The 25,069-nt window shown below is 66.7% G+C and carries 18 protein-coding genes; 7 read left to right on the top strand and 11 right to left on the bottom strand.

Annotated features, from left to right (window positions below; genetic code table 11):
• Positions 1–61: 61 nt before the first annotated feature.
• A complete protein-coding gene (locus tag C8J42_RS13980) occupies positions 62–1,501 on the top strand; it encodes a phospholipase D-like domain-containing protein (protein ID WP_133020701.1) in 1,440 nt (479 codons plus the stop codon).
• 210 nt (positions 1,502–1,711) lie between these two features.
• Here the strand turns inward: C8J42_RS13980 and C8J42_RS13970 are convergent, their stop codons facing one another.
• From C8J42_RS13970 to C8J42_RS13955, 4 genes are all read right to left on the bottom strand, one after another.
• Positions 1,712–2,413 carry a response regulator transcription factor CtrA gene (locus C8J42_RS13970; RefSeq protein WP_056064964.1) on the bottom strand — a complete coding sequence of 234 codons (702 nt, stop codon included), beginning with the start codon at positions 2,411–2,413 and terminating at the stop codon, positions 1,712–1,714.
• Positions 2,414–2,565: 152 nt separating this feature from the next.
• Positions 2,566–3,657, bottom strand: coding sequence for an AI-2E family transporter (locus tag C8J42_RS13965; protein WP_133020560.1), 1,092 nt, complete (start codon positions 3,655–3,657; stop codon positions 2,566–2,568).
• Positions 3,658–4,022: 365 nt separating this feature from the next.
• A complete protein-coding gene (gene mqo, locus C8J42_RS13960; RefSeq protein WP_133020559.1) occupies positions 4,023–5,741 on the bottom strand; it encodes a malate dehydrogenase (quinone) in 1,719 nt (572 codons plus the stop codon).
• Between the two features lie 248 nt (positions 5,742–5,989).
• On the bottom strand, positions 5,990–6,895 hold the full coding sequence (locus C8J42_RS13955) for a LysR family transcriptional regulator (protein WP_093398906.1): 906 nt from the start codon (positions 6,893–6,895) through the stop codon (positions 5,990–5,992).
• A gap of 237 nt (positions 6,896–7,132) precedes the next feature.
• Here C8J42_RS13955 and C8J42_RS13950 point away from each other — a divergent pair, with 237 nt between their 5' ends.
• The 3 genes from C8J42_RS13950 (at position 7,133) to C8J42_RS13940 (ending at position 9,201) form a co-directional block, all read left to right on the top strand.
• Positions 7,133–7,852, top strand: a complete 720-nt coding sequence (locus C8J42_RS13950; protein WP_133020558.1) for a pirin family protein — start codon at positions 7,133–7,135, stop codon at positions 7,850–7,852.
• A gap of 118 nt (positions 7,853–7,970) precedes the next feature.
• Entirely contained in the window at positions 7,971–8,573 is a 603-nt protein-coding gene (wrbA, locus tag C8J42_RS13945; RefSeq protein ID WP_133020557.1) for an NAD(P)H:quinone oxidoreductase, read from the top strand.
• Positions 8,574–8,685: 112 nt separating this feature from the next.
• Positions 8,686–9,201, top strand: a complete 516-nt coding sequence (locus C8J42_RS13940; protein WP_056489424.1) for a ferritin-like domain-containing protein — start codon at positions 8,686–8,688, stop codon at positions 9,199–9,201.
• Between the two features lie 62 nt (positions 9,202–9,263).
• Here C8J42_RS13940 and C8J42_RS13935 read toward each other — a convergent pair whose 3' ends face one another.
• The 6 genes from C8J42_RS13935 to C8J42_RS13915 all read right to left on the bottom strand — a co-directional run bounded on the left by C8J42_RS13935 (position 9,264) and on the right by C8J42_RS13915 (position 18,743).
• Positions 9,264–9,644, bottom strand: a complete 381-nt coding sequence (locus C8J42_RS13935; RefSeq protein ID WP_243644432.1) for a hypothetical protein — start codon at positions 9,642–9,644, stop codon at positions 9,264–9,266.
• Positions 9,645–9,744: 100 nt separating this feature from the next.
• The gene (locus tag C8J42_RS13930) at positions 9,745–12,003 is read right to left on the bottom strand and encodes a glycosyltransferase family 4 protein (protein WP_133020556.1); all 2,259 of its coding nucleotides are present in this window, start codon (positions 12,001–12,003) and stop codon (positions 9,745–9,747) included.
• Positions 12,000–13,100 (bottom strand): zinc-binding alcohol dehydrogenase, encoded by a 1,101-nt coding sequence (locus C8J42_RS20355; RefSeq protein ID WP_207897134.1) that lies wholly within the window; start codon positions 13,098–13,100, stop codon positions 12,000–12,002. The genes C8J42_RS13930 and C8J42_RS20355 overlap by 4 nt, the downstream gene beginning before the upstream one ends.
• A complete protein-coding gene (locus tag C8J42_RS20350; protein WP_207897133.1) occupies positions 13,093–15,177 on the bottom strand; it encodes a glycosyltransferase in 2,085 nt (694 codons plus the stop codon). Before C8J42_RS20350 ends, C8J42_RS20355 begins: the two co-directional genes overlap by 8 nt.
• Positions 15,174–17,492, bottom strand: a complete 2,319-nt coding sequence (glf, locus tag C8J42_RS13920) for a UDP-galactopyranose mutase (protein ID WP_243644430.1) — start codon at positions 17,490–17,492, stop codon at positions 15,174–15,176. Before glf ends, C8J42_RS20350 begins: the two co-directional genes overlap by 4 nt.
• Positions 17,493–17,552: 60 nt before the next feature.
• A complete protein-coding gene (locus C8J42_RS13915) occupies positions 17,553–18,743 on the bottom strand; it encodes a glycosyltransferase family 4 protein (protein ID WP_133020555.1) in 1,191 nt (396 codons plus the stop codon).
• Between the two features lie 229 nt (positions 18,744–18,972).
• Between C8J42_RS13915 and C8J42_RS13910 the strand changes: the two genes are divergently transcribed.
• Together C8J42_RS13910 and C8J42_RS13905 are read left to right on the top strand one after the other, a co-directional pair.
• Positions 18,973–21,876 (top strand): DUF2339 domain-containing protein, encoded by a 2,904-nt coding sequence (locus C8J42_RS13910; protein WP_243644428.1) that lies wholly within the window; start codon positions 18,973–18,975, stop codon positions 21,874–21,876.
• Entirely contained in the window at positions 21,873–23,222 is a 1,350-nt protein-coding gene (locus C8J42_RS13905) for a DUF3999 family protein (protein WP_133020553.1), read from the top strand. Before C8J42_RS13910 ends, C8J42_RS13905 begins: the two co-directional genes overlap by 4 nt.
• A 69-nt stretch (positions 23,223–23,291) precedes the next feature.
• Here C8J42_RS13905 and C8J42_RS13900 read toward each other — a convergent pair whose 3' ends face one another.
• Positions 23,292–24,134 carry an alpha/beta hydrolase gene (locus C8J42_RS13900; protein WP_133020552.1) on the bottom strand — a complete coding sequence of 281 codons (843 nt, stop codon included), beginning with the start codon at positions 24,132–24,134 and terminating at the stop codon, positions 23,292–23,294.
• Positions 24,135–24,442: 308 nt separating this feature from the next.
• Here C8J42_RS13900 and C8J42_RS13895 point away from each other — a divergent pair, with 308 nt between their 5' ends.
• Positions 24,443–25,045 (top strand): TMEM175 family protein, encoded by a 603-nt coding sequence (locus C8J42_RS13895; RefSeq protein WP_243644426.1) that lies wholly within the window; start codon positions 24,443–24,445, stop codon positions 25,043–25,045.
• Positions 25,046–25,069 lie beyond the last annotated feature (24 nt).

The raw sequence follows: 25,069 nt of genomic DNA, 5'->3' as shown, positions 1-25,069 counted from the left end.
CATTCACGCAACCAAAACGGCGCGCCGCGCATATCTTTGCGCAATGGACGAAGGGATACCGATGCAGGTTGGGACGGAGTGCTGGCGGGTCGAACGCGCCGAACGGATGGCGGTGATCGTCGATGCGGCGGACTATTTCCAGACGGCGCGCGTCGCGATGCTGGGGGCCAAACGCCGCATCCTGCTGATCGGCTGGGATTTCGATGCGCGTATTTCGCTCGAGCCCGGCGTCGATCGGCCGGGCGAACCCAAGACGCTGGGCGCGTTCATGCACTGGCTGGTCGAGCGCGAGCCCGAACTCGAGATCTTCGTGCTGCGTTGGGATACCGGGGCGATCAAGTCGCTGTTCCGCGGGTCGACGCTGTTCACGATGATCAAGTGGATGCGGCACAAGCGGATCCATACCAAGCTCGACGGGCATCATCCGACCGCGGCGTCGCATCACCAGAAGATCGTTATCATCGACGACGCGCTGGCGTTCTGCGGCGGGATCGACATGACCGGCGACCGCTGGGACACGCGCGAACACCGCGACGGCGATCCGCACCGCGTCCAGCCGTCGGGCAACCCGTACAAGCCGTGGCACGACGCGATCAGCGCGGTGCAAGGACCCGTCGCGCATGCGCTGGGCGAGCTGTTCCGCCGTCGCTGGCGACTGGCGGGAGGCAAGCCGATGGCGGCGGGGGTGCCGGGCGGGACGTTCTGGCCCGAGAGGCTCGCGGTCGATTTTCGCAACGTCGACGTCGGCATCGCGCGGACCGAGCCAGAGATGTCGGATCAGGCGCCGGTGTACGAGAGCGAGGCGCTGTTCCTGGGGCAGATCGCCCGCGCGAGGAAGCATCTGTATATCGAGAGCCAGTATTTCGCATCGCGGAAAGTGGCGGAGGCGGTGGCGCGGCGGCTCGACGAGGCGGACGGGCCGGAGATCGTCATCATCAACCCGACCGTGGCGCAGGGGTGGCTGGAGCCGCTGGCGATGGACACCGCGCGGGCGCGGTTGATGGAGGCACTGCACCGGCGTGACACGCACCGGCGGCTGCGGATGTATCATCCGTACACCAAGGACGGCGCGCCGATCTATTGCCACGCAAAGATCCTGATCGCGGACGACGACGTGTTCCGGTTGGGGTCTTCGAACGTCAACAATCGATCGCTGCGGCTTGATACGGAGTGTGACCTGGCGATCCGGGCTGTCGATGCGGCGACCGCGGAGGGGATTGCGGCGATCCGGGACGGGTTGATGGCGGAGCATCTCGGCGTCGCGGTGGAGGTGGTCAGCGCGATGATCGCCGAGACCGGATCGTTGATCGAGACGATCGAGCGGTTGCGTCAGGAGCGGGAGGGCGTGAGCAAGACGCTGCGGTGTTACGAGGTGCCCGACCTGACTGCGGTCGAGGCTTGGCTGGCGGACAACGAGGTGCTCGATCCGGAAGGCCCTCAGGAGATGTTCGAGTCGCTCAGCAAGCGGGGGCTGTTCCGGCGGTGGCGGCGTAAGACTTAGGACGAGTTCCAGTATCCTCCCCCGCAAGGGGGAGGTGGCGCCGTAGGCGACGGAGGGGGAGGACGAGGAAAGCGGTTACTTCTTTCCTCCCCCTCCGTCTGGCAAGGGCCAGCCACCTCCCCCTGGCGGGGGAGGATTTGGAACCCCAAAATAGGAAAGGCCGCGGCACCCCCCGATGCCGCGGCCTTCTTGCTCCCGAAAACTGGGGAGTTACGCGACCTGGGATTCGAGCACTTCGTCGGGTTCGCGCAGCACGTAGCCGCGACCCCAGACGGTCTCGATGTAATTCTCGCCGTCGCACGCAAGGCTGAGCTTCTTGCGGAGCTTGCAGATGAAGACGTCGATGATCTTCAGCTCGGGCTCGTCCATCCCGCCGTAAAGGTGGTTGAGGAACATTTCCTTGGTCAAGGTCGTACCCTTGCGGAGCGAAAGCAGCTCCAGCATCGCATATTCCTTGCCGGTCAGGTGAACGCGGCTGCCATTGACCTCGACCGTCTTCGCATCGAGATTGACCGCCAGCTTGCCGGTGCGGATGACCGACTGGCTGTGCCCCTTCGAGCGACGGACGACGGCGTGGATGCGCGCGATCAGTTCCTCGCGGTGGAACGGCTTGGTGACATAGTCGTCGGCGCCGAAGCCGAAGCTGCGAACCTTCGAGTCCATCTCGTTGACGCCCGACAGGATCAGCACCGGCGTCGCGACACGCGCGACGCGCAGGCGTTTCAGCACGTCATAGCCGTGCATGTCGGGCAGGTTCAGGTCGAGCAGGATGATGTCGTAATCATACAGCTTGCCCAGATCGAGGCCTTCTTCCCCGAGATCGGTGATGTAGACGTTGAACCCTTCGGTCGTCAGCATCAGCTCGATAGCCTTGGCCGTCGTCGGCTCGTCCTCGATCAGCAGCACTCGCATGCGTCGTCCCCTGTTCGCGAGACCGCCCGACACCCCATGCCAGCCGCTCGACTTCTATTCATTAACCACACAACATCTGAAGGCAAAAGGTTAATTTCGGACTAAGGTTGACGCGACGAATCGGTTGGATCGCCGCCGAGCAGTTGAATTCTTTACAAATCTTCGGTCGGAGGGCTCGGCGTCAGGTCGGGGCCGAGCAGCGTCCGGTGGACCGTCTTCGGGATATCCTCGCCGAGAACCTCACGCAGATACAGGCTGCGGACGAGCGTGAAGATCACCACCAGCAGCGCCGCTGAGAAGAACAATCCGAACAGGCCGAAGATCGTACCGATACCGATGATCGCGAAAACCGTGATCGCGGGTGGGATCGAGATCACGCGGTTCTGCACGTACGGCGTGATGAAATTGGTCTGGACGAGCCGAACGACCGCATAGGTGACGAGCGTGCCGACGATCGAGGAGGTCCCTTGCGTCGCGGCGAGTCCGAGCGCGGGGATCATCGCCGCGGTGGGGCCGATATACGGAATGAACTCGGATAATCCGGCGAGCAGGCCGAGCGCGGCAGCGCTGGGGACGCCCGACAACCACAACCCGATTCCGACCAGGATTCCCATCGTCGTCATCAGGATCAGCGACGAGCCGAGCCACAGCCGGAGCGTCGAGCCGACGTCGAACAGCGCATCCTCGACCGCGGCCCGCTTCGATCGTGGGATCAGCAACAGGAAGCCGCGTTCGTACACCTTGGGATCGGCGGCGAAGAACAGCGCGCCGACCAACAGCAACAGGCAGTTTAGGACGAGTTCGCCCGCGCCCGTCACGAGTCCGCCGACGTCCTGCGCGACCTTCGACCCGGCATAGGCCTGCTGCACGGCATCGACGAGCTTCGCGCCGACCGCGCTTTGCGAAAGATACGCGGCGAGCTGGTCGAGCAGCGCCGGCGTCTGGGCGATCAGGACGTTGACCTGGCTGCGGAACTGCACGCCGAACAACCAGACGAGGAACGCGATGACGCCGAGCACGGTGGCGATGCCGAGGCCGAGCGCGGGCTTGCGCGGGACGCGGAGATGGTCGCGGTAGAGATCGGCGATCGCGTGGATGACGATCGCACCCAGGATCGATCCGAAGGCGAGGATGAGCAGGTCGCCGGCCTTGTAGAGTGCGGCGACGACCGAGACGATCACGATGGTCAGGATGACGCGACGGATGAAGCGCGAATCATCTGCATCGGGGGCCAGGCGGTTCATGCTGCGGCCCGCCGAAAAGCCGGAAGTTCACAAAGTGCACACGCTGGCGCGGTATGCGCGGACTGTGCACTTCCGGCTTTTGAAGCCGATCCTTGGCCGGATTGGTGGTGGTTTTGCGAGGATGGCGGGGCGATCATCTTGCGACCGTGGCAGATCGTCGCGGCGTAGGACAGCCGTTCCAAGGACTTAAGGTACGTTCCGGAAACGACACTCGCTGATGCTCCCCCGTCAGGGGGAGATGTCGCCGAAGGTGACGGAGGGGGAGGACTCGCAACGGCCGTCATCGCCTGCCTCCCCCTCCGTCTGGCAAGTGCCAGCCACCTCCCCCTGGCGGGGGAGGATTGTAGAATGGACGTCGGTATAGCTTAGAGCGCGAGGTCGGGGCTGCGGTCTGGCTTTACGCGCATGGCCGCGGGGCGCGGGCTAGCTGCAACGCCGACCGTGGGCGAGGGGATGGCGAGCTGCAGCGTGTCCGCGGTCGAGGCCCAATGCTCGGCGAGGACGTCCGGCGTCTCGTTGAGCATCACGCCGTAGGTAGGCACGATCTCGCGGATCTTCGCCTGCCAGCCGGCGGTGGCGAGGTGGTTCGGGAACACTTTCTTCAGCAGGTTGAGCATGATCGACGGCGCGGTCGAGGCACCCGGCGAAGCGCCCAGCAGCGCGGCGATCGAGCCGTCCTTCGACGCGACGATCTCGGTGCCGAGGCGCAGTACGCCACCCTTTTCCGGATCGCGCTTGATGATCTGGACGCGCTGGCCCGCCTGCCACAGGCGCCAGTCGCCGTCCTTCGCACCCGGGAAATACTCGCGCAGGGCATCCATCCGGTCGCTGTCCGACATGATGAGCTGGCCCGCGAGATATTCGACGAGGTCGAAATCGTCCCAGCCGACCGCGAGCATCGGCCGGAAATTGTCGAGCGTGACCGACGCCGGAAGATCGAAATACGAGCCTTCCTTGAGAAACTTGGTCGAGAAGGTCGCGAACGGGCCGAACAATAGCGCCTGCTTGCCGTCGAGGAAGCGCGTGTCGAGATGCGGCACGGACATCGGCGGCGAGCCGACCGCCGCCTTGCCGTAGACCTTGGCGAGATGGCGGTGGGTGATTTCGGGCTTGTCCGCGACCAGGAACGAGCCGCCGACCGGGAAGCCGGCATAGTCGTCGGCCTCGGGGATGCCTGACTTCTGCAGGATCGGCAGCGCGCCACCGCCGGCGCCTGCGAACACGAAGCGCGCCTTGATGACCTGCTTCTCGTCGGTCTTCATGTCGCGCGCGGTGACGCGCCAGCGCGCCTTCTTGCCGCCGATCGTCTCGCGTTCGAGCGAGCGGACCTCATGGCCCGTGGTCAGCGTGAAATTGTCCTGCTTGGCGAGCGAGGCGATGTACTGGCGCGTGACCTCGCCCCAGTCGCAATCGGTGCCGAGCGGCGAGCGCGTCGCGGCGAGTTTCGTGCCGGGCGCGCGGCCCTCCATCATCACCGGCGCCCACTGCGAGATCTGCTTCGGGTCGGTGGTGAATTCCATGCCGGAAAAGAGCGGGCTCGCCTGGAGCGCGGCGTGGCGCTTTTGGAGGAAGGCGACGTTGGCATCGCCCCACACCAGATTCATGTGCGGCGTCGAATTGATGAACGAGCGCGGGTTGGCGAGGATGCCGGTATCGACCTGGTGGCTGAGAAACTGGCGCGTGACCTGGAACTGCTCGTTGATCTCGACCGCCTTGGCGATCTCCACCTTGCCGTCAGCCTTGTTGACCGGCGTGTAGTTGAGTTCGCACAGCGCGGAGTGGCCGGTGCCGGCGTTGTTCCAGCCGTTGGAGCTTTCGTCGGCGACCTTGTCGAGGCGTTCGACCATCTCGATCGTCCAGGTCGGCTCGAGCTCGCGAAGCAGGACGGCGAGCGTCGCGCTCATGATGCCGCCGCCGATCAGCAGGACGTCGACCGTCCGCTCGGTGGTCGCGGCGTCGGCGTGCGCGATCGGCAGCGCGGCTGCACCGCCGGCGACGATCGCCGAGCCGAGCAGGTTACGGCGGGTCACGCCGGTCTTGGTTTCTGGGGACATCGTGTCGTTAGCGTCTGGCCGCATGGTCATGCCTTTTCGTTTCGGCATGGTCCGCTGTCCCGACACAGGCCGAAGACGACGAGAATCCATAACCGGATTATCGGGTCAGCCACGCGGAAATCACGGAATCGATACACGAACTACCGACTGAGCGCGGCCGCTGCTCAAAGTCCTCATCCCGGTATCGGGTGTCGTTGGGATCGCGCTGGGGTGCAAACTCGAGCGTCTATCCAGCCTCTTACATGGCATCCGACCCGGTTTTGCGCAAGGTCGCCGCTTTACGCTTGCCCTGCGTTCGGATCGCGGAGCCGTGCGGCGAGGAAGTCTATCAGTGCCTCGACGCGGGCCGGGCGGAGGGGGCTTGGCGGGGTTAGGAGATGCAACCCGATCTTGGCGGGCGCCCAGTCTTCGAGGATGATGACGAGTGCGCCAGACGCGATATGGCGGTCGACGATGAAGTCGGGGAGGCGCGCGATTCCGAGGCCGGCGATCAGCGCGGGGACGATCGCCTCGCCGCTGTTGGCGGTGAGCTGGCCTTGCAGGCGGACCGAGACGTCGGCGCCGCCGGGGCCGTGGAAGCGCCACGGGCCGACGACGTTCGAATATCCGACCAGCTGGTGCTCGCCGAGCTGTGCCGGGTGCGTCGGGGTGCCGTGCTTCGCGAGGTAGCTGGGTGCGGCGACGGTGTGCGCTTGGATGCTGCACAAACGGCGGGCGCGGAGCGAGCTGTCGGGAAGCTCGGCGATCCGCAGCGCGACGTCGAAGCCTTCCGCGACGATGTCGACGCGCGCATCGGAGAGGTGAAAGTCGACCTCGATACCCGGGTGCGCGACGAGGAACTCGGCGAGGATGGGGGCGACGTTGGTGACGCCGAAGCTCATCGGTGCGGCGAGGCGGACGCGGCCGGTATGCGCGCTGGCGGCGTCGTGCGCGGACTCCTCGGCGGCGCGGGCTTCGGCGAGGATGCGTGCGGCGTGCTCGGCGAGCGGCTTGCCGGCTTCGGTGAGCGCGAGGCGGCGCGAGGTGCGGTGAAAGAGCGACTGGCCGAGATGCGCTTCGAGGCGGGTGATCGCCTTCGACACGGTTGCCTTGCTGAGCCCGACCGCGTCGGCGGCGGCGCTGAACGAGCGGTGCTCGACGACGCTGGCGAAGATCGCCCAGGCTTCGAGATCGGGCAGGCGCATGTGGGTCTCCGCAAACATCCGTAGAATACCACCCCGGCGGAGGCCGGGGCCCAATTGGAGAGGCCAATGTAACGACGGACGGCGCGTCGTTATCGATGTCCCCCAATTGGGCCCCGGCCTTCGCCGGGGTGGTCGATTGGCTGGTACAGGATAGCCACCGAAACGATCGGTTTCCAGCGTTTCTATTTACGGCGTAATCGCAGCGCTTATCTAGGGTTCAATCAGTGGAGACCTAGCATGACGACCACGACCCTTTCCAAAGTTGACCGCCGCCCCTTCGAGAGCCTTGGCCATGCCGATCACGGCTGGCTGAACGCGCGGCATCATTTCTCGTTCGCGAGCTATTACGATCCGGCCCGGATGGGCTGGGGAGCGATCCGCGTGTGGAACGACGACCAGATCGCCGCGAACTCGGGCTTCCCGCCGCATCCGCATCAGGACATGGAGATCATCACCTATGTCCGGTCTGGCGCGATCACGCACCAGGATTCGCTCGGCAACAAGGGCCGCACCGAGGCTGGCGACGTGCAGGTGATGAGCGCGGGGACCGGCGTGCGGCATGCCGAGTATAATCTCGAGCCCGAAACGACGACGATCTTCCAGATCTGGATCGAGCCCTCGCGCAAGGGCGGCGCGCCGAGCTGGGGTGCCAAGCCGTTTCCGAAGGGCGAGCGTTCGGGCCAGTTCGTGACGCTGGCGAGCGGGTTCGAGGGTGACGGCGATGCGTTGCCGATCCGGGCGAATGCGCGGGTTCTGGCGGCTACCCTGAAGGCTGGCGACAGCGTCGACTATGCGGTCGGCGAGGGGCGTCACGTGTATCTGGTGCCGGCGACTGGCGCGATCACGATCGGTGAAGACGCCTTTGGTGCGCGCGACGGAGCGGCGCTGCTGGGCGGCCAGACGGTGACGATCACGGCTCAAGAAGACGCCGAGATCGTTCTGGTAGACTCGGAGTAAAACTCCCCCTCCCGCTTGCGGGAGGGGTCGGGGGAGGGGCTTCCTCCCGCGATCCCGCCCGGAACTGCCCTCCCCTAACCCCTCCCGCAAGCGGGAGGGGAACTCGAAGGAAACACCCATGACCAAGGTTCTCGTGCTTTATTACTCGTCCTACGGCCATATCGAGCAGATGGCGGATGCCGTCGCCGAGGGCGCGCGCGCCGCTGGTGCCGAGGTCGATATCCGGCGCGTCGCCGAAACCGCGCCCCAAGCCGTGATCGAGGCTGCGCACTTCAAGACCGACACCGCGCATGCCGTGATCGAAGGCCCGGATGCGCTCGCGCAGTACGACGCGATCATCGTCGGTGCGCCGACCCGCTTCGGCCGGATGCCCGCGCAGATGGCGCAGTTCTGGGACACGACCGGTGGCCAGTGGTTTACCGGCGCGCTGATCGGCAAGGTCGGCGGTGCGTTCACCTCGACCGCGAGCCAGCATGGCGGCCAGGAAACGACCTTGTTCTCGATCATCACCAACTTGCTGCATCATGGCATGACGATCGTCGGGCTCGATTACGGGTTCCAGGCACAGATGGGCGTCGACAAGGTCAAGGGCGGCTCGCCCTATGGCGCGACGACGATCTCGGACGGCGACGGCAGCCGCATGCCGCACACCGAAGAGCTCGATGCCGCGCGCTATCAGGGCAAGCGGATCGCGGAAACGGCAGCCAAGCTGACCGCATAAGCTGCCGGTATCCGGTGGTGGCCGGCCCGACGAAACTTACCCCCCGGTAAGGACGTTTGGCCACCACCGGAGCATTTCGCTTCGCGTGCACCAGCTATGCGAGGATATGATCATGGGCTTGTTTTCCAAGGACATCGCGACGTTCGAAGACCTGTTCCTGCACCAGTTGCAGGACGTGTATTATGCCGAGCACCAGATCACCAAGGCACTGCCGAAGATGACCGACAAGGCGACCGCGCCGGGTCTGAAGGCCGGGTTCGAGACGCACCTGCGCGAGACCGAGGGCCAGATCGTTCGTCTCGAGCGGATCTTCGAACTGCTCGGCGAGAAGGCGAAAGCCGTGACCTGCCCGGCGATCGACGGGATCATCAAGGAAGCGAACGAAGTCGCGGGCGAGATTGCCGACAAGGCGGTGCTCGATGCGGCGCTGATCGCGTCGGCGCAGGCGGTCGAGCATTACGAGATCACGCGCTACGGCACGCTGATCGCGTGGGCGAACCAGCTTGGTCGCAGCGAGATCGCGGCGATCCTGAAGGAAACGCTCGACGAGGAATATGCGACCGACGACAAGCTGACCGCGATGGCGACCTCGAAGGTCAATCCGAAAGCCGAGGCGGTCACCGCCTGAGGTTTTCGCGAGGTAATTAAGAAAAGGGCCGGCGATCGGGTGATCGCCGGCCCGTTTTTCGTTCAGGCCTTCTTGCGGGCGCGCTTGGGCGCGGCGGCGGCGGCGACGTCCTCTTCCTCGTCCGGTGCGTCCTCACCGGCTTCGGTCAGCGCTTCGCCGAGTGCCTTCAGCTTGTCCTGCGACTTGTCGGCCTTGTCGGCGATCTTGGTCGTCGCGGTGCCGAGGCGGTGGAGCAGCGCGTGGACGCGGTCGGCGTCGGGCGTGTCCTTCTCCAACTGCTTGCGCAGCGAGCCGAGATCGCGAAGGATTCCCTTGGCGCCGGAGACTTCGGTATCGGCCAGCGCGGCTTCCCAATCCTCGACCATGTCGGCACCCTTGGTGGGCTTGGTCGCGTCGAGCCCGCGATTGATCGCGTTCATCGTTCCTGCAAATTTAATGGCCATGTGATCTCTCTCCGCATGCCTTTGTGGCAATCGTCAACGCGACGTGGCGGCGGAAATGTCCCCTCGATCGTATCGACTTCGATCAGTATCCGGGCCCAAGTTAACGCAGGATATCGGGCCCCTCCGCCTGCCGAATGACGTCGGCGAGTGCGGCGTCCGGCACGCGGTCCGCGAGCACCGGCGAGCAGGCGAGCAGGCCGTTGGGGCAGTAGCGATCGTCGTCCCAGCCTGGGTGGTCGAGGATGGGGTAGAGGCACACGCCCTCGACGGGCACGCCGAGCGATTGGGCAATCTTCACCTCGCGCAGGATCATGCGGAGCCAGGCGGGGCGGGCGCTGCCCTCGATACCGGTTTCGGCGATGAAGATCAGGCGGCCGTAGCGCGCGTAGGCGTCGGCGAGGATCGCGTGGAGCGGGCGGCTCAGCGGATGGTCGTACGACAGCGGGGGGCCGCCGTGGATCCACTGGTTGTTGTGGTAGAAATTGACGCCGACGATATCCAGCAATGGCGCGCGGCCGCCGATCTGCGGCCATGCTTTCCCCGCGATCATGTCCCACGCCTGGTATTGCGCAAGGCGGTGGCCTTCTGCGGCGGGGGCGTCGTGCGGGCGCGTGGGGTCGGTGATGACGTTGATGACCGGGTCGGCATGCACGAACCGCGCGGCAGGGTCGACCGCGAGGATCGCCTCCATCGCGGCGATCGACGCGCGGGCGAGTTGGACCTTCAGTTCGTAGCCGCGGCCTCGGGCGAACGGGTTGAGATAGGCTGCGTCGCCGCCGCCCCAGGCGAAGAACGAGATCTCGTTGACGGGGGCGTAGAAGCGCGTCTCGCCGGGTGCGGCCGGGCCGATGTGGCGCGCGGCGGCGGCGGCGAAAGCGGCGAAGCGCGTGACGAAGGCGGGCGTCCAGATATCGATGTCGTCGGGCCAGCCGTAATGGAGCAGGTCCCAGATGACTTCGGTGCCGATCGCCTTGGCGGCTTCCAGCTGGCGGTCGAGGCTGGACCAGTCGTAGATGCCGGGTTCGCGCTCGATCAGATGCCAGCGCAGGCCGTCGCGGACCGTCAGGATGCCGAGCCTGGCGAGTTCGCTGTAATCATGCGCGGCGAGGGTGTCGTGATGGCTCGCCGCAATGACATCGACGCGCTTGCGATCGTGTGCGCGGCGGTGCGTCGAGGATTCGAAGCCGCCTTGCAGAAAGCTCCGGAACAGGCCGGTCGGGCGGGGCACGGGCGGCCGGTCGGACAGGACTTCGGCAAACAGCGCTTCCCAGCGGGGGACGACGGCGGCGATGGCGTAGTCAGTGTCGACCTTGGTGCGGAGGGCAGTGCCGAGGCGGGTCCGGAGTGCGGCGTCTTCGAGGAGTTTCGTGATCGCAGCAGCAACTGCGGGGGGATCCTCGTGGGGCACGAACAGGCCGCTGATCCCGTCGACGATCTGTTGTTCGGAGCCGTTGTCGCGCGTTGCGATGACGGGGAGGCGTGCGGCGCCGGCTTCTGCGATGACGTGCGGCATGCCTTCGCCGCGCGACAGCCAGACGAAAATGTCGAGCGCGGCGAGCAGGTCGGGCACGTCGTCGCGGTCGCCGAGGAAGGTTAGGGCGGTGTCGAGGCCGAGTGCGTGCGCTCGGTTTCGAAGTGCGGCGGCGTATTCGGGGATGAAGGCGTCCGGTCCGCCGATGATGACGAAACGCGCCCGGGGGTGGCGGGCGTGGACGAGCGCGGTGGCTTCGATGAAGTCCTCGACGCGCTTCTTCGGGTCGAGCCGGCCTAGCCAGCCGATCAGCGGTACGTTTTCGGCGATCCCTAGCGTCGCACGGACCGGCGCGCGGCGGGCGGGGTCGAAGGCGCGCGTATCGACCATCGACGGGATCTCGATCGCGTGGTGTTCGCGGCCGGGCATGCGGCCGGCGGCGGCGTCGCGGATCGAGGCGCAGACGCCGACATAGCGCGCGGTGAAATGCTTGGGGCCGGCAAGCGCTTCGGAGACGAGGCCGCCATGCTCGATCAGTGGCGGGCGGAGGTACATGCGTTCGAGCGCGGGATAGATGTCCGCGACGTTCTGGCACGAGACGACGACGTCGTACGCGGGCAGCTTGCTGGCGAGGTAGGCGACGGTCTCGTCGAAGCCGAGCGCGTAGGGCGTGCGGTCGACGGGGACGCCGATCGCTTCCAATTGCGCGTGCGTCTGCTCGGGCATGCCGTCTTTCCGGAAGCAGGCGACGACCTCGATCCGGTAGCGGGTCGGGTCGAGCGCCTGGGCGAGCAGACGCACTTCCGTCTCCTCGCCGCCGACGACGAGCCAGGCGAAGACGAACAGGATGCGGATCGGTCGGGCGTCGGCAGTGAGTGCGGTACTCAATCGCCGACCTTGAAGACGATCTGGAGGAATTCGGGCCGCTCGCCGACCAGCCGCGCGATGAAGGCTGGCGCGTCGTCATAGGGCACGACGTGCGTGATGAGCTGCGCGCGGATCTCCGGGCCGCGGGCGAGGAGGAGCTTGACCGTCTCGTTGGCGAGGCGGCGGCGGTCCCACTGGAAACCGAGCCCGCGGGGGACGCGGTTGATCTGCGCGCAGCGGAGGTTGAGGCCGTTGTGGTGGAATTCCTCGCCGAGCCTGAGCCGATCCGCGCCGCCCTGGTAGAAAGCAAGGTCGATCACCGTGCCCTGCGGTCTCAGCGCGCGCATCGCGGCGTGGAGGCTGGCGGCGTCGGCGCGGGTTTGGAACACGACGTCCGCGCCGCGATCGTCGCCGCCGTGGAGCCAGCGTGCCTTGGCATACGCCCAGGCCTGATCCTCGGTCATAGCGGTGATGCCGAGGCATTCGGCGCGCAGGCGGCGGAAGGGGGACGGGTCGGCGATCACGACTTCACTCGCGCCGGCGGCCTGTGCGAACAGGGCCGTCAGCATGCCGACGATGCCTGCGCCGATCACCAAAGCGGGACGGCCACGGATGCCGTCGCCTAGGTTGACGACGTTGGGTCCCAGCAATTCGACGTCCGCGTGGAGAATGCCGTTGGCGGCGATCGGACCCATCTGGCCGATATAGATGCCGAGGATCGGATCGAGCTCGGGCGGGAGCTTGGTCAGCAGATCATTGAACGGGTCTGCGGTGTGGCCGGTCTTGTGGCCGAAGACGGTGCCGACGACGTCGCCGTTCGCGAAATCGTCGACCCGGCTGTCGCTGACGCGTGCACATTCCATGTAGCCGAGGAACGGCACCGGATAGTGCGCGCTCGATTCGCCGGGGACGAACACGCCGCGGCCTGCGTCCCAGCGCGAGTGGAAATACGGGTTGCTGTTCTTGACGAAGGTGAGTTCGGTGCCGGCGGAAAACCCGGTGTAGAGCAGGTCGAGGCGGACCTGGCCGTCGCCCGGAGGTGCTTCGTCGTAGCCGAAGAAATAGGCTTGGCCGGGACGTTCGACGCCGAGCGAGCGGACGTGGCGCCACTCAGACATGCCCCATCTCCTTGGTTGCCTCCCGCTCGCGGACGTCGATCGCGCGGCCTTCGACGGCGGAGCGTTCGATCGCCAGCGCGAGGCGGAGCGTTTCGAGGGCGGCGGGGTAGGGACAGCGGATGCGGTTTTCGCCGCCGCGGACTGCGTCGATGAAGTCGCGATCCTCCAGCACGACCGGATCGCTGCCGGTGCCGCGGACCGGACGTCCGCGGCCGATGTCGATCATGACGTCGCGGTCGGTGAGTTCGATCGCGAGGCCTTCGCCAAACAGGTGCAGGCCGACGCGGTGGTTCCAGTTGAGCAGGCAGGTCGAGGCAAAATTGGCGATCGCGCCGCTCGCGAAGGTGAGCATCGCCGTACTGGTGGTGGCGACGTCGAGGCCGGGGAAGGCGGCGCGGTCGATGTGGCCCGATTGGCCGTAGACGCGGACGACGTCGCCAACGAGGTAGCGCGCGAGATCGACCAAGTGCGTCGTCTGTTCGAGCATCTGGCCGCCCGATGCGTCCTTCTTCCACCACCAGCGCGGCGGCGGGGTTGAGTCGAGCCAATAGCCGGAGAGCAGGCGGGCGGGGGTTGCCGAGAGGAGCGCCTTCACCTCGTCCACGGTATCGAGATAGCGCCAGTGATAGCCGACCGCGGTGACGAGACCGAGCCGGTCGACTGCCGCCGCGACGTCCTCCGCGGTGCCGAGGTCTAGCGCGACGGGCTTTTCGACGAAGAACGGGAGCTTGTGCTCGATCGCGAGGCGTTCGGGTTCACCGTGCGCGAAGGGTGGCACGCAGATGTAGAGCGCGTCGAGGTCGACCGCGGCCAGCATCGCGGACGCATCGTCGAAGGCGCGCGCGCCGAAGCGGGCGGCGGCTTCGGTCGCGCGCGCCATGTCGACGTCGGCGACCGCGACGATCGCGACGTCGTCGAACTGCTCCAGCACGCCGAAATGGCGATTGGCGATACCGCCCGCGCCGATGAACCCGATCCGTGTCCGCTCCACGCCGTCTCCCTTTGATTGTCTATCTGTCTGATCTTGCACGGCGGCGTAGACCGCGCGCGTGTCGGCGATCATGCGATCGGCCGAGAATAGGTCTTGCTGGCGTTCGATCGCGGCACTGGCCATCGTTTTCAGGCGGTCACGGTCGGCTATCAGCGTGACGATCGCATCGGCGAAACTGGCCGGGTCGGCGGCGGTCAGGCGACCGGTGACGCCGTCCTCGATCGCTTCGGCATTGCCGGGTGCGACGGTGGCGACGACGGGCAGGCCGGCGGCCATTGCTTCGAGCGCGACCAGCGGCAGGCCCTCGAATGCAGAGGGCAGGACGAGCAGGTCGGCGAGCGTCATCAGGTCGGCGACGTCGTTGCGCGTGCCGAGCATGCGGACGGTGCCGGCCAGATCCTTTGCTGCAATCGCGCGCGCGGTCTGGGTGAGGAGGGGGCCTTCGCCGGCGAGCAGCACGATCACGTCCGGTTGTGCGGCGCGGATTGCTGGCAGTGCGTCGAGCAGCAGAGCGTGGCCTTTTTGCTCGGCGAACCGTGCGACCATCAGGAGGACGGGGGCATTGCCGACGCCCCATTCGCTGCGGAGGGCGTCGCGCGAGCGCGAGGGTTTGTGCGCGCCGACGCCGTTGTGGATCGTCGCGACCAGTGCCGGATCGACACCGGCTGCGCGGTGGGTGTCGCTGACGGCGTCCGAGACGCAGATCAGGCGCGCGAGTGCGGCCGAGGTGTCGCGGTGTTCGTCGCGCTGCGCAGGGTCGGTCAGGAGGTAGGGGAGGTGTTCGGTGCGGATCACCGGCACGCCCGCCGCGTGCGCGGCGCGGACGGCGGCGTGGCCTTCCCAGCCGATACCGGCGTGGACGTGGACGATGTCGGGCGCTGCGCGGTCGAGCCAGCGCGCGAGGCCTGCATCGTCGTCGAGCGCTTTCACCGCATAACCCTTGGCGGCGGCGTGTTCGAGCAGGCCGGTGCCGGGCCGCGCGGCGACGACGATCTCGTCCCCGCCCAATCCTTCGGCGAGCGTCATCATGTGCGCGCCGACGCCGGACGGGGCGAGGCTGTCGGTCAGCAGGCAGATCCGGGTCATTCGGCGGCCATTACGGGGGTTTCGAGGACGGCGGACTTCGCGACCATGCGGCGATAGGTGGCGAGCGCCTGGCCGACGACCTGGTCCATATTGTAGTAGCGATACGTCGCGAGCCGGCCGACGAAGGTCACGCCTTCCTCCGCGTCGGCGAGTGCCTCGTAGCGTTTGAACAGGGCTTGGTTCTCGGGGCGAGGGATCGGGTAATACGGGTCGCCTTCCGCGCTTGGGAATTCGTAGCTGATGCTGGTCTTCGCGTGGAGTTGGCCGGTCAGGTGCTTGTATTCGGTGATGCGTGTCTGCGGCACGGTCTCGTCGGGATAGTTGACGACCGCGACCGGCTGGAACTGCGCGACGTCGTGCGTCTCGTGGCGGAACTGGAGGCTGCGATACGGCAGCTTGCCGAAGCGGAAGTCGAAATACTCGTCGATCGGGCCGGTGAAGACGATGTGGTCGACGTCGACCCGGTCGATCACGTCGCGATATTCGACGCCGAGATCGAGCGTGATGCCGGGGTGGTCGAGCATCGCCTCGAACATCCGGGTGTAGCCGTTCGCGGGCATCGCCTGGAATTTATCGGTGAAATAGCGGTCGTCGGTCGAGGTGCGCGTCGGCACGCGCGCGGTGACGGTGCGGTCGAGTTCGGACGGGTCGAGACCCCATTGCTTCCGCGTGTAGCCGCGGAAGAACGTCTCGTAGAGATCGCGGCCGACTGCGGCGACGACGACGTCTTCGGAGGTGCGGATGTCCTCGACCGATTCCGCGCGGCTGGCGAGGAAAGCGGCGGCATCCGCATCGTTCTCGAGCGACAGGCCGTAGAGTGCGTTGAGCGTGGTGCGGTTGATCGGCATCGGGACGAGCTTGTCGTCGACGCTGGCGAGGACGCGGTGTTCGTACGGGCGCCACTCGGTGAAGCGCGAGAGATAGTCGAACACGTCGGCGGAATTGGTGTGGAAGATGTGCGGGCCGTAGCGGTGGATCAACACGCCGGCCGCATCATGCTCGTCATACGCGTTGCCACCGATGTGCGGGCGGCGGTCGACGACGAGGACGCGCTGGCCGCTGTCGCTGGCAAGCCGCTCGGCGAGGACCGCGCCGGCGAACCCTGCGCCGACGATCAGCGTGTCGTAGCGTTCGCGTTTCGGGGCGGGGCGGAAGGTGCGTTTTGCCTGGAGGATGCGGTCGATCTCGGTTGCCATGGCGGTTTGCGTGCGGTCCCAGGATTGCGTGGCGAGCAGGCGATCGGCTTCGTCGCGCCACGCGCCTTCGCGGGGGAGGGCGAGGGCGGCCTCGCACGCCGCGACGAACGCGGTTGCGTCGGCGGCGATCGAGACGGCCGCTGCGTCACCGTAGTGGCGGATCACGTCGACGATCGGCGTCGAGACGACGGGCAAGCCGCCGGCGAGATATTCGGGTGTCTTGGTCGGGCTGATGAAGCGGGTCGCGGCGTTGATCGCGAAGGGCATCAGCGCGACGTCCCAGCCGGAAAGGTATGCCGGGAGTTCGTTGTAACCGCGTCCGCCGAGCCAGTGGATGTTGGCGCGGCGTGGCAGGTGCGCGGGGTCGATCTTCACGACCGGGCCGATCATCACGAACGACCAGTCGGGCCGCTCAGCGGCGACCGCGTCGAGCAATGCGAGGTCGATGCGCTCGTCGATGACGCCGAAGAAACCGAGCTTCGGGCCGGCGATTTGACGCTGATCTTCGGGTTCGCTGTTGCCGGCGCGGGCTTGGGCGAAATGCGCGACGTCGACCGCCGAGGGGAAGGCGTGGACGTCGCGGTGGCGGTCGCGCTTGGCTTCGTAGAGGCTGTAGCCGCCGGTGAAGACGAGGTCGGCGCGCGCGAGTAAGCGGGCTTCGCGATCGAGCAGGGCGGGGTCGGCGAAGCGGAACGCGGACAGTTCGTCCATGCAGTCGTAGACAACCGCGGCGGCGTCGAGATGCTCGGCGAACGGGAGCATCATCGGCGTGTAGAACCAGAGGACGGGCTTTGCGCGGATGCTCGTCGTAACAAGCATGTCGAGGAGTTGCCGCAAGCCTGCCTCGACCTGTTCGGCATTCCACCAATGCGGCAGGCGCGGGCGCAGCGCGATCACGTTGTCGGCGGGGAAGGGATGGTGTTCGAGAAAGGGCAGCGGGTGGTCGCAGGGGATGTGTTCTTCCCAGACGAACACGCTCTGGGCTTGCGCGAACCGTTTCATCAGATGCTGCGGGCGCTGCGTGACAAAATCCCAGCGGAGATGCGAGAAGCAGATCAGCGGCGGCGGGATCGTATCGTCGGTCGTGGCGAGGGTGGGAGTAGGTCCGATACCGTGCACGCTCTTCCAATCCGCGAATCCGCGGTCATCCGCGTTGTTGATCGAACCTAAGCCCACGCCTCAGACCTGACTATGCAAATGTAATTGCTTTGCATCATGTATTTGCTGGATAATCGCACCCAAACGCACAACGCTATGCTGCCAAGTCCAACGCGCCAATACGGCGTCGCGGGGCCGGAATTCGGCGTAGGTTTCACGCATTGTAAGGATCGCATCGGCAAACCCGGTCGTCGAAGCGGTCATGCCGGTCTCGGGCAGAATGAACTGTAATCCGCAACGTAATTTCGCATTGGCGAGCACGGGCAAGCCGGCGAGCATGTATTCGGTGAGGATCGCGGGTGCGCCGTCCTCGATGCCGCAGACGACACCGAACTTGGCGCGGTTCATCAAGCGGTTGACCTCGTCGATGGGCACGCCCGGTGGTCCGACGAACTCGATCGAGAGGTTCTGGTCGCGGGCGCGGTGCCGGAGCGCGTCGGCATCCTCGCCATAGCCGAACACGCAGAGCGCGCGGACGTCGCGCGGCAGGTGTGCGAGCGCGTCGAACAGGATGTCGTGGCGCTTATACGGTTGCGCGGCGGCGACGTAGATGAGGTCGACATCCTTGGGTGTGCCCAGTGGACGGAACTGGTCGATCGCGGCGAATTCGGGACCGACCGGCAGGATCGCGGTGCGCATGCCGGGGTGGCGGGCCTCGACCTCGTCCGACTGCCACTGCGCGCCGGTGATAACGAGATCGAAATGTTCGCTGACTTCAGGTGGCACGCGCAACGAGGGCGCGTCGATCGAATTGTAGAGGATGATGCTGTTCGCACAGAGCGCGAGGAGTTCGGGCGCGACGCCGAGACCCAGCACGACCAGGATGTGCGGTACGCCGAAGGTCCGCACGAAGTCGATCATCTCGGTAGACGCGAACGGCGCGTGGTCGTGGTCGAGGCGGAAGGCGCGGCGGGCGAGCACCGGGCTGTCGCGGCGGAATCGCGGGTCGCCTTCGCCGCGCCAGTGATGCCAGATCTCGGCTTGCTCGACGATGCCGGCGGCGACGAGCGCGAGCGGAAGGCGTTCAAGATACCCGCCAGCGACGGGCTCGCGGTGGCCGGCGGCACCCGTCCAGGGTTGGTTCGCGGGATCGAGCGCGCGCCATGCCGATCCGTCGCGAGGAGGCGTCGCGGCGGAGGGATCCGCAGGAGGCCAGCCGTCGACCCAGTCGCTGATGACGACGACCGATCGCCGTTCGCTCAACGCCACCATGCACGCATTCCCTGCATCGGTATCCCCCTGGCCTTGCACCCTTTCGTTGCAAGGCAGGCACTTAACGGGCGAAATCGAGAAACGGGATCATGCAGCTTAAATTTAGTCGGCGCGCGTATTCGCAATCGCGCTCGACCGCCGGCGGGGCTTGCGCCATGTTAGTGCAAAGACGTCCATGAGTAGGTGGGGCGATGACTAGGCGAGGGCAGCGCGGACGATGCTAATCTGGATGGCGATAGTCGGCGCTTTGCTCGGCTGGGTGCTCGGAAGCTTTTCAGAAACCGCTTTATTCTTGGGCGGGGCGGTTGGCTTGTGCATCGGCTGGGCGTTGCGGCGGGCGATGCGGATCGAGATCGTTCGCGAGACGGCGGTTCTGAGCGCGGAGGTCGCCTTGTTGCGGGCGCACGTCAACGAACTGATGGACGCGCCGCGTTATCGTGGGGACGGTGTCGCCGATGCGCCGGAGGTCCGCACTACGCCGCGATCGATCGAGCCGTTGGTCGCCGAACCGTCGATCGCGACGGTTGCGCCGGAGGTCGTATCGCAAAGTGAAGCACTAACCGATTTCGATACCGCGGCGGGAAGCCGCTGGGGTTCGCCGCCTTCGGGCGACCGCGCTGCGTCTGTACCTGCGCCCGCCGAACCACGCGAGCCGGGCTGGCTGGCGAGCGGCGTGGCGGCCGCGCGCGGCTGGCTGTTCGGCGGCAACACGATCGTCCGGCTCGGGCTCGTCATCCTGTTCGTCGGGTTGTCGTTCCTCGCCAGCTATGCCGCGGCGGCGGGGCTGTTCCCGATCGAGTTCCGTCTCGCGGTAGTCGGCCTGTTCGGCATCGCGCTGCTCGGCATCGGTTTTCGGACGCGGACCAAGCGACCGGATTTCGCGCTGGCGCTGCAGGGCGGCGGCGTCGCGATCATCTATCTGACGCTGTTCGGGGCGGCGCGCTTCTACGACCTCGTACCGCTGTCCGCGGCGTTCGTGCTGATGATCGCGGTCTGCGCGCTCGGCTGTGCACTGGCGCTGTTGCAGCGTTCGCAGGCGCTGGCGGTGACGGCGTTCGCGGGCGGGTTCGCGGTGCCGTTGTTGCTGGGCGGGGAGGGCGGCAATGCGCTCGGCCTGTTCGGGTACGGGACGATCCTGAACCTCGCGATCCTGTCCATCGCACGCGCGCGGACATGGCGCGTGCTGAACCTGGTCGGGTTCTTCGCGACCTTTGGGATCGCGAGCCTGTGGGGCGCGACCGCGTATCGGCCCGAGCATTTCCTGATCGCGCAGATATTCCTGATCGTCTCGGTGCTGATCTACGTCGTGACCGCCGTGCTTTACACGCGGGCGACGCCGGGCAAGTTCGGCAACGCGGTCGATACGACGTTGTTGTTCGGGCCGGCGCTGGCGGGGTTCGGGCTCGAGGTCGGGCTGATCGGCGACCGGCCGTTCGGCAGCGCGTTTGCGGCACTGGGCTTTGCGGCGCTGTATCTGGGCGTTTCGCTGGTGGCGCGGCGTCGGCAGCGTGGGGGACAGCAAAACGGGCTGCGCGTGATGAACGAGGCGATGCTGGCGATCGGCATCGGCTTCGTCACGATGGCGATCCCGCTTGCACTGGGCGCGCGCTGGACCTCGGCGGCGTGGGCGCTGGAAGGCGCGGGCGCGTTCTGGGTCGGGATGCGGCAGGCACGCTGGATGCCGCGGCTGTTCGGGCTGGCGCTGCAGGTCGTCGCGACCTTGCTGTATCTCGGCACGCTCGACGACAATCTCGCGGCGCTGCCGTTCGCCGATCCGGCGTTCGTCGGTGCGATCCTGGTGGCGCTCGGCTGGTTCGCGACGGCATGGTTCGCGAAGGCGACGATCGCGCCTGGGGAGACCCGGCTCGCGCGGGCTTATGCGCGGGGTGAGGCGGTGATCGCGACGCCGGCGTTCCTGACCGGGTTTGCGGCGTGGTGGATCGGCTGGCTGATGGAGGCGACGCGGCTTCATCCCGCGGTCGAGCGATCGTTGGCGCCGGTGCCGGTGTTCTCGACGAACGTGCAGATCCTGTTGGCGATGCTGGCGTATCTGGTCAGCGCAGCGGCGTTCCAGACGATCGCGCGGCGTCGCGACTGGCCGGTCGCGGCGTGGCCGGCGCGCGTGAGTGTGGGCGCGTTGTGGATCGGCTTCGTCGGGCAGGCCGATCGGGGCGGGAGCGTGCTGTCGTCGCCCGGCTGTTTCCTGTGGATCGTCGCGCTCGCGGTGCATGGCTGGATGCTGTTCCGCAGCGATCGTGACGACGTCGAGACACCGGGCACGCGGGCGGTGGCGTCGGCTAGCCATGTCGCGGGCGTCTGGCTGGCGGTGGTCCTGATCGCCGACATGCTGTGGTTCGGGATCGATCGCGCGGCACTGTGGTCGACGGCGTGGAACGAGGTGACGTTCCTGGCCGGCGCGGTGGCGGTCCTGGCGGGCCTCACCTTGTGGGCGGGACCCGCGTTGCGCGGCGACCGGGCTGCAACGCGGTGGCCGCTCGATCGCCATGCCCTGCACTATGCCTGGACCGCGGCGGTGCCGATCGCGCTGGGTATCTTCAGTGGCGCCGCGGCGATCGCGCTGTTTTCGTCGGGCGATACCGCGCCGTTGCCGTTCGTGCCGGTGCTCAACCCGGTCGACGTGATGGTCGCGCTGGCGGCGGGCGTGCTGTTGCTGTGGCGACGGGCGGTGCTGGCCGCGGATGCGGTGCCGGCGGGCGCGGCGCTGTTGGCGAGCAAGCGCATCTGGCTGCCGATCGCAGCGCTTGGTTTCGTCGCGGCGAACGGCGCGTGGTTGCGGACGGCGCATCATCTGGCGGGCGTCGCATGGGAGGCGGATACGCTGCTCGGCAATGCACTGGTCGAGACCGGGATTGCGATCCTGTGGACGGTAATCGCACTGACGCTGATGGTCGTCGCGCATCGGCGTGCGACGCGCAGCCTGTGGCTGGCGGGAGCGAGCCTGTTGGGGGCGACAGTCGTCAAGCTGCTGGTGGTCGACCTGTACGCGACCGGCGGCGGCGCGCGGATCGTCGCCTTTATCGCGGTCGGGATGCTGATGCTGCTGGTCGGGTATCTGGCGCCGCTGCCACCCAAGGCAGTGTCGGACGATACGAAACGAGGGGCGGTGGCATGAGCGGGGTTCGGTGGCGGTTGGGCGCGCTGGTCGGCGTCGTATTGTTGGTCGCTGCGGCGCCGGCGGGATCGGATGGCGAGCCGGAAGGCTATGCGCTTCGCCTGTCGCTGTCGGTGGAGGCGAATGCGAAAGTCCAGCGACTGGCGTTGCCGGCCGCAGTGCTGGCAGGATTGCAGACCCGCGACGGGCATGACGTGCGCGTGTTCGATGCGAAGGGGCGGGCGATGCCGATCGCTCGCGCAGGCGCGTCCGCGGCGGTCGGCCATGTGTCGCTCGATCCGATGCCGATCCTGGGTGCGCCCGATGCGCTGAAGGTGTCGGGCGTGTCGCTGAGGCTCGATGGGCGCGGTGCGGCGCAGGTTGCGGAAGTGCGCGGCGAGCCGGTTGCGGCTGGCGGCGCGCCCGTGTTGCTGGGCGTGCTGCTCGATGCGCGGCAGGTGTCGGGCGCGATCGCGCGGGTTGCCGTTGCCGCGGACTTGCCGGTGGGCCAGCCGGTGACGTTGACGGTCGAGGCCAGTGCCGACCTGCGCGAGTGGCGGCGGTTGGGCGAGGCGACGGTCTATCGGCGCGCGGGCGAGGCGGTGCGGTCGTCGATCGTCGCGTTGGACGATGCCCTGGTGGCGCAGGAGTATCTGCGGATCACATGGAGCGCGGGGTCGCGATTGCTGGCGCCGGTCGCGATCCGTGGCGCCGCGCTCGACGTGCGGCCCGACGGTGCGGCGGCGTCGGAAACGGTCGAGGCTCAGGCGCCCGCGCCGACGTCCGGGAATGCGCGCGTCGTCGATTTCGCGGTGCCGTTCGCGACGCCGATGGCGAGCTTGCGGGTGATACCGGTCGAGGGCGATGGCGTCGTACCGGTTCGGATATTGGGGCGGGACGACCGCGAGCAGCCCTGGACCTTGCTGGGGCAAGGCGTGGCGCGCAGCGATGGCGGGCGCGACATCACGCTGTCCGGCGACGCGCCGCGTGCGATCCGGATCGAGGCCGATGCCCGCAGTGCGGGGTTCACCGTCGCGCCGCGCTTGCGGATCGGCTTCGCGGACCGCGGCGTGATCTTCCTCGCCAGCGGCACCGCGCCGTTCACGCTGGCCGCCGGGCGCGCTGCGGCGAAGGACGTGTTCCTGTCACCCGCCGATCTTGCCGATGGACAGGGCAGGCCGGGCGAAGCGCGCCTGGTGTCGGTGCCGGCCGCGACGGTGACACTGTCGGCGCTCGGCGATGCGGGGGCGCCGACGCGGAATATCGTACTGTGGGCGGTGCTGCTTGCGGCGACGGCAGTGCTGGCCGGGGTGGCGTGGATGCTGTGGCGGCAACAGGCGACGCAAGCGCCGCGCGATCCCTGCTGACGGTCAGGGTCCAAGGTATCGGCCCGCAGCGGGATTTAGACTACGCTGCGGGCCGATCCTGACGGGTGGTCAGCTTTTCACGAACGCCAGCAGATCGGGGTTGATGACCTCGGCGTGCGTCGTCAGCATGCCGTGCGGAAAGCCCGTGTAGATCTTCAGCGTGGCGTTCTTGAGCAATTTCGCCTGTACGAGCGAGGCGTCTTCATAGGGGACGATCTGGTCGTCATCGCCTTGCAGCACCAGCATCGGCACGGTGATCGCCTCCAGATCCGCGGTCTGGTCGGTCTCCGAAAACGCCTTGATGCCGTCGTAATGCGCGAGTGCGCTGCCCATCATGCCCTGGCGCCACCAATTCCGGATGACGCCGTCCGAGACGACGGCGTTCGGACGGTTGAAGCCGTAGAACGGACCCGATGCGACATCGAGGAAGAACTGCGCGCGGTTTTCGGCGAGCGCCTTGCGGAACCCGTCGAACACCGCGATCGGCGTGCCGCCGGGATTGGCGTCGGTCTTGAGCATCAGCGGCGGTACTGCGCTGACGAGGACGGCCTTGGCGACGCGGCCCTGGGGCTGGCCGAACTTCGCGACATAGCGCGCGACTTCGCCGCCGCCGGTCGAGTGGCCGATATGCACCGCGTTGGTGAGGTCGAGATGCTCGGCCACGGCGGAGGCGTCGGCGGCATAATGATCCATGTCGTTGCCGGTGTCGGCCTGCGACGAGCGGCCATGCCCGCGGCGATCATGCGCGACGACGCGGTAGCCCTCGGCGAGGAAGAACAGCATCTGCGTGTCCCAGTCGTCCGACGACAAGGGCCAGCCGTGGTGGAACACGATTGGCTGCGCGTCCTTCGGTCCCCAATCCTTGTAGAAGATGTCGACGCCGTCTTCGGTCTTGATGAAGCCGCTGCTCATTTCGATAACTCCGTCTTGTCATGAAAGTGCAAGGAAGCGTGCGATTCAGGGTCAAGCCTCTCCGAACACAGGTTTTTCTGATCTGCCGGGCGTTTTCACGTCTACAATTGGCAAGCAGAAACTGCGTCGTCAGAGGAATGACACGCCGCGCCGCGATGTAAAAGCCCGGATCGGACTGGGATAGATCGGTTGATCGTATATAGTTCATAGTATCGCAACGGCTGAGACCGAGCCGGTTTATTGCAAGATACTGAGTTAACATTTCCTATTGTGGCCAAGCTCACGGTGAGAGCTGGCGGGGAGCGGCTATGAGCGGACGACGACTGGGGCCGGGGAGAATCGAGGCCTTCACCGACGGCGTGGTCGCGATCATCATCACGATCATGGTGCTCGAGTTGAAGGTGCCGGAAACGGGCGACCTGCATGCGTTGATCGGGAGTGCGCCGGTGTTGCTGGCGTATGTGTTGAGCTTCGTGAACGTCGGGCTTTTCTGGAACAATCACCACCATATGTTTTCCGCGGTCGAGCGCGTCGACGGGCGCGTGATGTGGGCGAACCTGTTCCTGCTGTTCTGGCTGAGCCTGGTGCCGTTCGTGATCCGCTGGCTCGACGAGAGCGCGTTCGCGGCGGGGGCGACGGCAGCTTACGGCATCGTCCTGGGCCTCGCGGCGATCGGCTATTCGTTGACCGAACGCGCGATCATCGCCTGCAACGGCAAGGAGTCGGCGGTCGCGCGCGCGATCGGTTCGGACTGGAAGGGGTGGGGCAGCATCGCGCTGTATTTCACCGGCGTGCCGCTCGCGTTCGTCAGCCGCTGGTTCGCGATCGCGTTGTACGTGGCGGTGGTTGCGCTGTGGCTGATCCCCGACCGGCGGATCGTGCGCGCGTTCGAGGATGAGCTGCGCGGCTGAGTCCTCCTCCCCCAAGCGGGGGAG

The sequence above is a fragment of the Sphingomonas sp. PP-CE-1A-559 genome (assembly GCF_004340965.1).
Lineage (GTDB): Bacteria > Pseudomonadota > Alphaproteobacteria > Sphingomonadales > Sphingomonadaceae > Sphingomonas.
The sequence above is the reverse complement of the archived record's forward strand: the minus strand, read 5'-3'. Positions and strand labels throughout refer to the sequence as shown.

What these genes read in the sequence shown, in the direction of transcription:
- C8J42_RS13980 (WP_133020701.1), top strand. Translation starts at nt 62, where the DNA reads ATGCAGGTTGGGACGGAGTGCTGGCGGGTCGAACGCGCCGAACGGATG.
- C8J42_RS13970 (WP_056064964.1), bottom strand. Translation starts at nt 2,413, where the DNA reads ATGCGAGTGCTGCTGATCGAGGACGAGCCGACGACGGCCAAGGCTATC.
- C8J42_RS13965 (WP_133020560.1), bottom strand. Translation starts at nt 3,657, where the DNA reads ATGAACCGCCTGGCCCCCGATGCAGATGATTCGCGCTTCATCCGTCGC.
- mqo (WP_133020559.1), bottom strand. Translation starts at nt 5,741, where the DNA reads ATGACCATGCGGCCAGACGCTAACGACACGATGTCCCCAGAAACCAAG.
- C8J42_RS13955 (WP_093398906.1), bottom strand. Translation starts at nt 6,895, where the DNA reads ATGCGCCTGCCCGATCTCGAAGCCTGGGCGATCTTCGCCAGCGTCGTC.
- C8J42_RS13950 (WP_133020558.1), top strand. Translation starts at nt 7,133, where the DNA reads ATGACGACCACGACCCTTTCCAAAGTTGACCGCCGCCCCTTCGAGAGC.
- wrbA (WP_133020557.1), top strand. Translation starts at nt 7,971, where the DNA reads ATGACCAAGGTTCTCGTGCTTTATTACTCGTCCTACGGCCATATCGAG.
- C8J42_RS13940 (WP_056489424.1), top strand. Translation starts at nt 8,686, where the DNA reads ATGGGCTTGTTTTCCAAGGACATCGCGACGTTCGAAGACCTGTTCCTG.
- C8J42_RS13935 (WP_243644432.1), bottom strand. Translation starts at nt 9,644, where the DNA reads ATGGCCATTAAATTTGCAGGAACGATGAACGCGATCAATCGCGGGCTC.
- C8J42_RS20355 (WP_207897134.1), bottom strand. Translation starts at nt 13,100, where the DNA reads ATGTCTGAGTGGCGCCACGTCCGCTCGCTCGGCGTCGAACGTCCCGGC.
- C8J42_RS20350 (WP_207897133.1), bottom strand. Translation starts at nt 15,177, where the DNA reads ATGACCCGGATCTGCCTGCTGACCGACAGCCTCGCCCCGTCCGGCGTC.
- C8J42_RS13915 (WP_133020555.1), bottom strand. Translation starts at nt 18,743, where the DNA reads ATGGTGGCGTTGAGCGAACGGCGATCGGTCGTCGTCATCAGCGACTGG.
- C8J42_RS13910 (WP_243644428.1), top strand. Translation starts at nt 18,973, where the DNA reads ATGGCGATAGTCGGCGCTTTGCTCGGCTGGGTGCTCGGAAGCTTTTCA.
- C8J42_RS13905 (WP_133020553.1), top strand. Translation starts at nt 21,873, where the DNA reads ATGAGCGGGGTTCGGTGGCGGTTGGGCGCGCTGGTCGGCGTCGTATTG.
- C8J42_RS13900 (WP_133020552.1), bottom strand. Translation starts at nt 24,134, where the DNA reads ATGAGCAGCGGCTTCATCAAGACCGAAGACGGCGTCGACATCTTCTAC.
- C8J42_RS13895 (WP_243644426.1), top strand. Translation starts at nt 24,443, where the DNA reads ATGAGCGGACGACGACTGGGGCCGGGGAGAATCGAGGCCTTCACCGAC.